Origin of the sequence: Pantoea anthophila, from assembly GCF_006494375.1 — a bacterium.
GTDB lineage: Bacteria > Pseudomonadota > Gammaproteobacteria > Enterobacterales > Enterobacteriaceae > Pantoea > Pantoea anthophila.
Window position 1 is genome coordinate 1 of the sequence record NZ_VHIZ01000003.1, and the last position, 9,813, is coordinate 9,813.

9 protein-coding genes and 1 other annotated feature are annotated in these 9,813 nt (G+C 54.8%); of the genes, 5 read left to right on the top strand and 4 right to left on the bottom strand.

The window, feature by feature from the left end:
* The first annotated feature begins 33 nt into the window (after nt 1-33).
* Both FJW00_RS00080 and tyrA read left to right on the top strand, forming a co-directional pair.
* A complete protein-coding gene (locus FJW00_RS00080; protein WP_140922672.1) occupies nt 34-1,113 on the top strand; it encodes a 3-deoxy-7-phosphoheptulonate synthase in 1,080 nt (359 codons plus the stop codon).
* A gap of 5 nt (nt 1,114-1,118) precedes the next feature.
* Nucleotides 1,119-2,240, top strand: a complete 1,122-nt coding sequence (gene tyrA, locus FJW00_RS00085; RefSeq protein ID WP_009086795.1) for a bifunctional chorismate mutase/prephenate dehydrogenase — start codon at nt 1,119-1,121, stop codon at nt 2,238-2,240.
* A gap of 32 nt (nt 2,241-2,272) precedes the next feature.
* Here the strand turns inward: tyrA and pheA are convergent, their stop codons facing one another.
* The 4 genes from pheA to bamD all read right to left on the bottom strand — a co-directional run bounded on the left by pheA (nt 2,273) and on the right by bamD (nt 5,017).
* The gene (pheA, locus tag FJW00_RS00090) at nt 2,273-3,436 is read right to left on the bottom strand and encodes a bifunctional chorismate mutase/prephenate dehydratase (protein ID WP_009086794.1); all 1,164 of its coding nucleotides are present in this window, start codon (nt 3,434-3,436) and stop codon (nt 2,273-2,275) included.
* Between the two features lie 22 nt (nt 3,437-3,458).
* Nucleotides 3,459-3,583, bottom strand: a sequence feature (Phe leader region).
* Nucleotides 3,535-3,582, bottom strand: a complete 48-nt coding sequence (gene pheL, locus FJW00_RS22420) for a pheA operon leader peptide PheL (protein ID WP_193387678.1) — start codon at nt 3,580-3,582, stop codon at nt 3,535-3,537. It overlaps the preceding feature by 48 nt.
* 88 nt (nt 3,584-3,671) lie before the next feature.
* Complete coding sequence (raiA, locus tag FJW00_RS00095) at nt 3,672-4,007, bottom strand: ribosome-associated translation inhibitor RaiA (protein ID WP_009086789.1); 336 nt, start codon at nt 4,005-4,007, stop codon at nt 3,672-3,674.
* Between the two features lie 278 nt (nt 4,008-4,285).
* Nucleotides 4,286-5,017: an outer membrane protein assembly factor BamD gene (gene bamD, locus FJW00_RS00100; protein WP_009086788.1), complete on the bottom strand. Its 732-nt coding sequence runs from the start codon at nt 5,015-5,017 to the stop codon at nt 4,286-4,288.
* 129 nt (nt 5,018-5,146) lie between these two features.
* On the opposite strand from bamD, the gene rluD reads away from it, so the two are divergent.
* The 3 genes from rluD (at nt 5,147) to clpB (ending at nt 9,551) form a co-directional block, all read left to right on the top strand.
* Complete coding sequence (gene rluD / locus FJW00_RS00105; RefSeq protein ID WP_140922674.1) at nt 5,147-6,124, top strand: 23S rRNA pseudouridine(1911/1915/1917) synthase RluD; 978 nt, start codon at nt 5,147-5,149, stop codon at nt 6,122-6,124.
* Entirely contained in the window at nt 6,124-6,852 is a 729-nt protein-coding gene (gene yfiH, locus FJW00_RS00110; RefSeq protein WP_140922676.1) for a purine nucleoside phosphorylase YfiH, read from the top strand. The genes rluD and yfiH overlap by 1 nt, the downstream gene beginning before the upstream one ends.
* 125 nt (nt 6,853-6,977) lie before the next feature.
* Nucleotides 6,978-9,551, top strand: a complete 2,574-nt coding sequence (gene clpB, locus FJW00_RS00115; RefSeq protein ID WP_009086781.1) for an ATP-dependent chaperone ClpB — start codon at nt 6,978-6,980, stop codon at nt 9,549-9,551.
* Nucleotides 9,552-9,813 lie beyond the last annotated feature (262 nt).

The following is a 9,813-nucleotide window of genomic DNA, read 5'->3' on the forward strand; positions in this document are numbered from 1 at the left end:
AGAACCGCCAATACGAGATAAAGGATCGCCATCATGCAAAAAGACGCGCTGAACAATGTGCACATCGCCGGTGAACAGGTTTTAATTACACCTGAAGAGCTGAAAGCGAAGTTTCCACTGACGCCGGAACAGCAGGAGCAGGTTGCGGCTTCACGCCAGACCATCTCTGACATCATTGCCGGACGCGATCCGCGTCTGCTGGTGGTATGCGGACCCTGTTCAATTCACGATACCGAAGTCGCACTGGACTATGCGCGTCGTCTGCAAACTCTTTCTGAACAGCTGAGCGATCAGCTCTATATCGTTATGCGCGTCTACTTTGAAAAACCCCGCACCACTGTCGGCTGGAAAGGGCTGATCAACGATCCTTACATGGATAACTCGTTTGATATGGAAGCGGGTCTGCACATCGCTCGTAAGCTGCTGGTGGACCTGGTTGAAATGGGCCTGCCGCTGGCGACAGAAGCGCTCGATCCAAACAGCCCGCAATATCTGGGTGATCTGTTCAGCTGGTCCGCGATTGGCGCACGCACGACCGAATCCCAGACGCACCGCGAAATGGCTTCGGGTCTCTCCATGCCGGTAGGCTTTAAAAATGGCACCGATGGCAGCCTGGGCACGGCGATCAATGCGATGCGCGCCGCGGCAATGCCGCATCGCTTCGTCGGCATCAATCAGGCGGGGCAGGTCTGCCTGCTGCAGACGCAGGGCAACCCGGATGGGCATGTGATTCTGCGTGGTGGTAAAGCGCCGAACTACGGTCCTGAAGATGTTGCACAGTGTGAAAAAGAGATGCAGAAGGCGGGACTGCGTCCTGCCTTAATGATAGATTGCAGCCATGGTAATTCGAACAAAGACTACAGCCGTCAGCCTGGCGTAGCGGAATCCGCTATCGCCCAGATCAAAGACGGGAACCGTTCAATCATTGGTCTGATGCTGGAAAGCCATATCAATGAGGGTAACCAGTCTTCTGAACTGCCACGCAGCGAAATGAAATATGGCGTTTCCGTCACCGATGCGTGCATCAGCTGGGACGTGACCGAAACGTTGCTGCGTGAGATGCATCAGGATCTGAAGGGAGTGCTGTCGGCGCGTCTGTTACAAGAGGTATAAGAGGAATGGTGGCTGAACTGACCGCGTTACGCGATCAAATTGATAGTGTTGATAAAGCGCTCCTTGATCTGCTGGCCAGACGTCTGGAGCTGGTCGCTGAGGTAGGGGAAGTTAAAAGCCGTTACGGCCTGCCTATCTATGTGCCTGAACGGGAAGCGTCAATGCTGGCTTCCCGTCGCAAAGAGGCTGAAGCGCTCGGTGTGCCGCCGGATCTGATTGAGGATGTGCTGCGTCGCGTGATGCGCGAATCCTATACCAGCGAGAATGATAAAGGCTTTAAAACCCTGTGCCCGGCACTGCGTCCGGTGGTGATCGTTGGCGGCAAGGGCCAGATGGGCCGACTCTTTGAAAAGATGCTCGGCCTGTCAGGCTATACGGTGAAAACGCTGGATAAAGAGGACTGGCCGCAAGCGGAGACCTTGCTCCGTGATGCCGGTATGGTCATCATCAGCGTGCCGATTCACCTGACTGAACAGGTGATTGCACAATTACCCCCTCTGCCAGACGACTGCATTCTGGTCGACCTGGCGTCGGTCAAAAACCGCCCTCTGCAGGCGATGCTGGCCGCCCATAACGGTCCGGTGCTGGGTCTTCATCCGATGTTCGGTCCGGACAGTGGCAGCCTGGCGAAACAGGTGGTGGTCTGGTGCGATGGCCGGCAGCCGGAGGCGTATCAGTGGTTCCTGGAGCAGATTCAGGTCTGGGGTGCGCGCCTGCATCGCATCAGTGCGGTTGAGCACGATCAGAACATGGCGTTTATCCAGGCGCTGCGTCACTTTGCCACCTTTGCTTATGGCCTGCATTTAGCCGAAGAGAACGTCAATCTTGACCAGCTGCTGGCGCTTTCATCACCGATTTACCGGCTGGAACTGGCGATGGTCGGGCGGTTATTCGCTCAGGACCCGCAGCTTTACGCCGATATCATTATGTCTTCAGAGAGTAATCTGGCGCTGATTAAACGTTACTACCAGCGGTTTGGTGAAGCGATTGCGCTGCTGGAGCAGGGTGACAAACAGGCGTTTATCGCCAGCTTTAATCGCGTAGAGCAGTGGTTTGGGGATCATGCCCGACGCTTCCTCATTGAGAGTCGCAGCCTGCTGCGATCGGCGAACGACAGCCGCCCATAAAAGAAAAAGGCATCCTTCCGGATGCCTTTTTTCTATTCGGCAGGTTCAACGGGCACGACATTCTCGCTGGGATAACAGCCCAGCACCTTCAGCGAGCGGGTCATTGTCTGTAATTCCTGCAGCGCCTGCTGCATCCGCTCTGATTGCAGATTGCCCTGCACATCAATGTAGAACATCTCTTCCCACGGATTACCGTGAATCGGGCGGGACTCCAGCTTGCTCATGATCAGGTTGTGCTGACGCAGTACCAGCAGCGCATCGACCAGCGCGCCCGCCTGCTGACCGGTTGCCATGATCAGCGTGGTTTTGGCTGGCACCTGATCTGACACATCGATCGCCTTACGCGCCAGCACGATGAAGCGGGTGTGGTTTTGCTGCTGATTGGCCAGATTCCGCTCCAGCACCTGCAACTGATAGAGTTCACCACCGGCTTCACTGCCCAGGGCCGCAACGGCAGGGGAGTTGAGCGCTGCGACCTTTTCCATTGCCGCGGCCGTACTCTCGGTATATTCGATTTTCCAGTGCGGGAAGCGGTTAATAAACTGGCTGCACTGCTGGAACGGCTGAGGATGGCTGTAAACCGTCTCTATCTGCTGCAGGTCGCTGCTACCCTTCACCAGGACGCAGTGGTCGATAGGCAGCGTCAGTTCACCCACAATGGAGAGGCTGGTCTGCTGCAGCAGGTCATAAACATCATTGATGGAGCCTGAACTGGTGTTCTCAATCGGCATGACGGCGTAATCGGCTGCGCCATTTTCGACCTGTTTGATGATGTCGTGAAACTTCAGGCAGCCACACTCCACCATATTATCGAAGTGGCGCGATGCATAGTTGCGTGCCGCCAGATGGGAGTAAGAGCCTTTAGGACCGAGGAAGGCGATACGCGCCGCATGGGCATGAGGGTGGTTGAGGTTCTTTTGCAGCAGCGCCTGCTGGGTCAGAACGGAATCTTCAATAACCAGCTGAAACAGACGGGTGATATAATGCGCATCCAGGTGATGGGCCTTACCCAGCACAATCAGATTTTCCAGCAGCGCGCGTTCGCGCTCGACATCCCGAATCGGGCGATGTGTAGCCAGCTTGGCCTGCGCAACTTCCACTGCCAGCAGACGACGCTCAGCCAGCAGCGTCAGAAGTTTTTTATCCACTGCGCTGATCTTATCGCGTAGCGCCAGCAATGGATTGTCGGGATTCATAGGGCTCACCTGTATGCTATCCAAAAAAAAAGCCTCCCGGCTGGGAGGCTTGGTTGTTCGTCTTCGCTTTCATTTTCTCACGACGAATGGCCTCCCGTTCAGGGGAAGGTAAAAAAGAAAGCGAAGAAAAACAGATCATGTTTCATGGAAATGTCCGTAAAAGGAGTAGGGGGAGAGTAACCGTACAGCTTAAAAGCTGTCAATAAAAAACGCGCCCGGAGGCGCGTTAAGAAAATCAGGACGCTTCGTCAGCAGGAATGATGTCTTTCACGCTGGCACTGGCGCGGCGTGCTTCAGACTTGTGCTGGACTTTGTTGAGCTGGCGCTCCAGCTTCGCAATCAGGTCGTTGATCGCGGTGTACATATCGTCATGTTTGGCACTGGCCACCAGAGTCCCGTTTGGGGTGTTAATAGTGGCATCGGCCACGAATTCTTTGGGCTCTTTCGACAGAACAATATGCGGATTAATCAGGTCGGTTTGCCATTTTTCGAGCTTGGCGAGACGGTCTTCAACATGGCTTCGGATGGCCGGGGTGATTTCCATTTGCTTACTGGTAATGTTCAGAATCATCGTTCTTACCTCTCTGTCATTTCCGTCTTGGTCTTCTCAGCATAGCGCGAAAAAGCGCTGAATGTGAGATTTCTATCACGGAAAAATGTCACTTTTTGTCAGTTTTGACAATCTGTGAGAAAGGCTCAGAAACGGGCGGAAATACCTTGAAGCGAACCGATAAACCCGGCATTCTTGATGGGTTAGCTCGCTGATTTCAGATCCAGTTATGACTGTTTTGTGAGCAAAAAAAGCAGCCTTTCCGGCTGCTTTTTTTATGGCTGAAACGCAGCCTGCTGTCAGCTATTGTTAGCCGCGATGATTTTCGCCACTTTATCCGCTTCAGCGTTCAGCTGCAGGTTGCGGTAGGCATTCTCCATCAGCGGCAGTGCGTCGTGTGTCGCCTGCGTATCCGGATAATCGCGCATCATCCCTTCAACCCGGTTAACAACCGCGACATAAGCCTCACGCTTAGTATAGAATTGCGCCACTGAAAGCTCATATTTGGCCAGGCGATCTTTCAGGTAGACCAGACGTTTCTGCGCGTCAGCGGCATACTGACTGTTCGGGTAACTGCGCAGCAGCTGTGAGAAGTCACGGAAAGCATCACGTGCGTGCGTCGGGTCGCGGTCAGAACGATCGATACCGAAGAAGCCCTGCAGTGCTGAATCATCCAGCGCCATGTCCGTCAGACCTTTCATATAGATGACATAGTCGATGTTCGGATGGGTCGGATTGAGACGCATAAAGCGCGCAATGGCAGCCTGTGCCAGAGGCAGATCGGCATTTTTATAGTACGCGTAGATTAAATCCAGCTGCACCTGCTGCGAGTAAGGACCGAACGGATAACGATTATCCAGCGCTTCCAGTTGCTTAATCGCAGCTTTAAAGTTACCGTCCTGCAGCTTTTGCTGCGCTGTGGCATAGATTTCAGAAGGCGGGCTGTCCGGTACCGCGTCATTTGAGCCGGAACAACCAACAAGTGCCAGGCTCAGTGTGGCAGCAGCCACCAGATGTTTCATACGCGTCATGACGAAGTGATTATCCTCAAATGTTATGGCGGAAGCTGTCCGTATAGCTCCCGGTAATGACCAGGTACGATAGCACATTATATTAAACGGCATCGCCGTGAAAACCCAACGTTAACGAAGAAGCTGTATATGGCACAACAAGTTCAACTCACCGCAACGGTATCCGAATCACAACTCGGACAACGCTTAGATCAGACTTTGGCGGAATTGTTCCCTGATTATTCACGTTCACGCATAAAAGAGTGGATCCTCGATCGTCGCGTGACGGTAAACGGCGTCATGGTCGATACCCCAAAAGAAAAAGTGTTGGGCGGCGAGCTGGTCGCGATTAACGCTGAGATTGAGGAGGCACAGCGCTGGGAACCGCAAAATCTGCCACTCGACATCGTTTACGAAGATGAAGACATCATTGTCATCAATAAACTCCGCGATTTTGTGGTGCATCCCGGTGCCGGTAATCCGGATGGCACGGTGCTGAATGCATTGCTTCATCACTATCCTGCGATCATGGATGTGCCTCGTGCGGGCATCGTGCACCGCCTGGATAAAGACACGACCGGCCTGATGGTCGTGGCGAAAACCGTACCGGCACAGACGCATCTGGTGGAATCACTGCAGCGGCGTGAAATTACCCGTGAATATGAAGCCGTTGCGATTGGTAATATGACAGCGGGCGGCACGGTCGAAGAGCCGATCAGTCGTCACTCCACCAAACGTACGCACATGGCCGTACACCCGATGGGGAAACCGGCGGTCACGCACTACCGCATCATGGAGCATTTCCGTGCGCACACGCGTCTGCGTCTGCGTCTGGAAACCGGGCGTACTCACCAGATCCGCGTTCATATGTCGCACATCAGCCATCCGCTGGTGGGCGATCCGCTCTACGGTGGTCGCCCGCGTCCGCCAAAAGGCGCCTCAGAGGCGTTTATCGCTACGCTACGGGGCTTCGACCGTCAGGCGCTGCACGCTACGATGCTGCGTCTTTACCATCCTATCAGCGGTATTGAAATGGAGTTTCATGCGGCTATCCCGCAGGACATGGTCGATCTGATTGCGGCGTTAAAAGCAGACACCGCAGAATTTAAAGATCAGATGGACTGGTGATGGATCTGATTATTCCTCAATGGCCCGCACCGGCGCGTGTCCGGGCCTGCTCAACCCGCCGCCACGGCGGAGTCAGTCACTCCCCGTGGGATGCGCTTAACCTGGGCGGGCACGTGGGGGATAATCCCGACGCGGTTGCGCGTAACCGTCAGTTGCTGGTTGATGAGGCGGGGTTACCTGCGATGCCACAGTGGCTGGATCAGGTGCACGGCACCGATGTCGTGCGTCTGGCTGAGGGCGGAGAGACGCCATTACGCGCTGATGCCTGCATCACCTCCGAGCCTGGCGTGGTCTGCGCCATTATGACGGCTGACTGTCTGCCGGTGCTGTTCTGTTCGCAGGATGGTGCTGAAGTGGCGGCCGCGCATGCCGGCTGGCGTGGCCTCTGTGCCGGCGTTCTGGAAAATACCCTGGCGCAGTTCCGATCGCCGCCCGATCAGATTCATGCCTGGCTGGGGCCGGCAATCGGCCCTGATGCGTTTGAGGTCGGTACCGAAGTGCGCGACGCCTTTGTGGCTCAGGACCCCTACGCCGGACAGGCTTTTCATCCGTCGGGAGAGCGATTCTACGCCAATATCTGGCTACTGGCGCGCAGGCGACTGCAGGCTGCAGGCGTCCGTTCCATCAGCGCCGACAGTCGCTGTACCTTTACACAGCGTGACGATTTCTTCTCTTTCCGCCGCGATGGGATCACCGGGCGTATGGCAACTTTGATCTGGCTGTTATAACCTTACGCGATAAGACGGTCCAGTTAGCGTATTTTTTACTCAAATCTCAGGTCATTAACCTTGAAAATTTGAGGGATGACCTCATTTAATCTCCAGTAGCATTTTGACCTGTAATGGGAGGAATTATGCGTCTGGATCGTCTTACCAACAAATTTCAGCTGGCTCTCGCCGACGCGCAGTCCCTGGCTCTGGGACACGACAACCAATTTATTGAACCTCTGCACCTGATGAGCGCATTGCTCAAACAGGAAGGCGGATCGGTTTCGCCTTTACTGACGTCGGCCGGTGTCGACGTGACACCTTTTCGCGCGCAGGTTGAGCAGGCCATTGACCGCCTGCCGCAGGTTGAAGGCAGTGAAGGGGATGTTCAACCCTCATCTGACCTCGTCCGGGTATTAAACCTGTGCGACAAACTGGCGCAGAAGCGCAACGACAACTTTATTTCATCTGAATTATTTGTTCTGGCTGCCCTGGAATCACGCGGCTCTCTGGCCGATCTGCTCAAAGCGGCAGGTGCCACTCGCGAAAAAATCACCAGTGCGATTGAACAAATGCGGGGAGGAGACAACGTGAACGATCAGGGGGCTGAAGATCAGCGCCAGGCACTGAAGAAATATACCATCGATCTGACCGAGCGCGCCGAGAAGGGCAAACTCGATCCGGTTATCGGCCGTGATGAAGAGATCCGTCGCACCATCCAGGTGTTGCAGCGCCGTACCAAAAATAACCCGGTGCTGATTGGTGAACCCGGCGTGGGTAAAACAGCGATTGTTGAAGGGCTGGCGCAGCGCATTATCAATGGCGAAGTGCCTGAAGGTCTGAAAGGCCGGCGGGTTCTGGCGCTGGATATGGGTGCGCTGGTGGCCGGTGCTAAATATCGGGGTGAATTCGAAGAACGCCTGAAAGGGGTGCTGAGCGATCTGTCGAAGCAGGAAGGTAACGTCATTCTGTTCATCGACGAGCTGCATACGATGGTCGGTGCCGGTAAAGCTGACGGCGCGATGGATGCCGGCAATATGCTTAAACCCGCGCTGGCGCGTGGCGAGCTGCACTGTGTCGGTGCCACTACGCTGGATGAGTACCGGCAGTATATTGAAAAAGATGCTGCACTGGAGCGCCGTTTCCAGAAAGTCTTTGTGGCGGAACCGAGTGTCGAAGATACCATCGCCATTCTGCGCGGCCTGAAAGAGCGTTATGAACTGCATCATCATGTGCAGATCACTGACCCGGCGATCGTCGCGGCTGCAACGCTCTCTCATCGTTACATTGCGGACCGGCAGCTGCCTGACAAGGCGATTGACCTGATCGACGAGGCGGCATCCAGCATTCGTATGCAGATGGACTCGAAGCCGGAGTCACTGGATCGCCTGGAGCGTCGCATCATTCAGCTGAAGCTGGAGCAGCAGGCACTGAAGAAAGAGGCTGATGATGCCAGCATCAAACGCCTTGAGATGCTGGAGAGCGAGCTGAATCAGAAAGAGCGGGAGTATGCCGAGCTTGAAGATGAGTGGAAAACCGAGAAAGCCTCATTATCCGGCACGCAGAACATCAAAGCTGAACTGGAGCAGGCGCGTCTCAATTTAGAGCAGGCCCGTCGTCAGGGCGATCTCGCTCAGATGTCAGAGCTGCAATACGGTAAAATTCCTGCTCTGGAAAAACAGTTAGCTGCAGCCACCCAGGCGGAAGGCAAAACCATGAAGTTACTGCGTAACCGGGTAACAGATGTGGAGATTGCCGATGTGCTGGCCCGCTGGACCGGTATCCCGGTAGCACGAATGATGGAAGGTGAGCGCGATAAGCTGTTGCGGATGGAGCAGGAGCTGCATGGCCGGGTTATCGGACAGGATGAAGCCGTTGAGGCGGTATCCAATGCGATTCGTCGCAGCCGTGCCGGTCTGTCGGATCCTAACCGTCCTATCGGTTCGTTCCTGTTCCTGGGGCCGACCGGTGTAGGTAAGACCGAGCTGTGTAAATCGCTGGCTAACTTCCTGTTCGACAGTGACGATGCCATGGTGCGTATCGACATGTCCGAATTTATGGAAAAACATTCGGTGTCACGGCTGGTGGGTGCCCCTCCGGGCTATGTCGGTTATGAAGAGGGCGGTTATCTGACTGAAGCGGTACGCCGTCGTCCTTACTCCGTCATCCTGCTGGATGAGGTCGAAAAGGCGCATCCTGATGTCTTTAACATTCTGCTGCAGGTGCTGGATGATGGACGCCTGACGGATGGACAGGGCAGAACGGTCGATTTCCGTAACAGCGTGGTGATCATGACCTCTAACCTTGGGTCAGATTTAATTCAGGAGCGGTTCGGCGATCTTGGCTATCCGGAAATGAAAGAGATTGTGATGGGTGTGGTTGGCCAGCACTTCCGTCCTGAATTCATCAACCGTATTGATGAGGTCGTGGTGTTCCATCCGCTGGCTGAGAAACATATTGCCTCTATTGCTCAGATTCAGCTGCAGCGGCTGTATCACCGTCTGGAGGAGCGGGGCTATCAGTTGCAGATCTCCGAGGAGGCTCTGCGGTTGCTGGCGGAGAATGGCTACGATCCGGTCTATGGTGCGCGTCCGCTGAAACGGGCGATACAGCAGCAGATCGAAAACCCGCTGGCACAGCAGATCCTTTCTGGTTCACTGGTGCCGGGCAAAACAATCCAGATGGATGTGGAAAACGATGTGATTACAGCTCATCAGTAATCCTGCGAGATAAAAACGGGCCGCTGGCCCGTTTTTTTATGCCCTTTCACCGGGGTTTTGTTTAATAAGGCAGCGAATTGAGTGTAAAGTGAACGGTTGGTAAAAAAGTTGTCATTTGCACTTGCGCTATCTGAACCGCTCCCTATAATGCGCCTCCATCGACACGGCACACCGGCAACGGGAAACGGGTTGAAGGTTCAGGAGACTGAGCCGCCGGAGAAAAACTTCTGAAAAAAGAGGTTGACTCTGAAGGAGGAAAGCG

Excerpts from the sequence above, each read along its gene's own strand:
- clpB (WP_009086781.1), top strand. The coding sequence starts at position 6,978 with ATGCGTCTGGATCGTCTTACCAACAAATTTCAGCTGGCTCTCGCCGAC.
- yfiH (WP_140922676.1), top strand. The coding sequence starts at position 6,124 with ATGGATCTGATTATTCCTCAATGGCCCGCACCGGCGCGTGTCCGGGCC.
- pheA (WP_009086794.1), bottom strand. The coding sequence starts at position 3,436 with ATGAATCCCGACAATCCATTGCTGGCGCTACGCGATAAGATCAGCGCA.
- rluD (WP_140922674.1), top strand. The coding sequence starts at position 5,147 with ATGGCACAACAAGTTCAACTCACCGCAACGGTATCCGAATCACAACTC.
- tyrA (WP_009086795.1), top strand. The coding sequence starts at position 1,119 with ATGGTGGCTGAACTGACCGCGTTACGCGATCAAATTGATAGTGTTGAT.
- bamD (WP_009086788.1), bottom strand. The coding sequence starts at position 5,017 with ATGACGCGTATGAAACATCTGGTGGCTGCTGCCACACTGAGCCTGGCA.
- raiA (WP_009086789.1), bottom strand. The coding sequence starts at position 4,007 with ATGATTCTGAACATTACCAGTAAGCAAATGGAAATCACCCCGGCCATC.
- FJW00_RS00080 (WP_140922672.1), top strand. The coding sequence starts at position 34 with ATGCAAAAAGACGCGCTGAACAATGTGCACATCGCCGGTGAACAGGTT.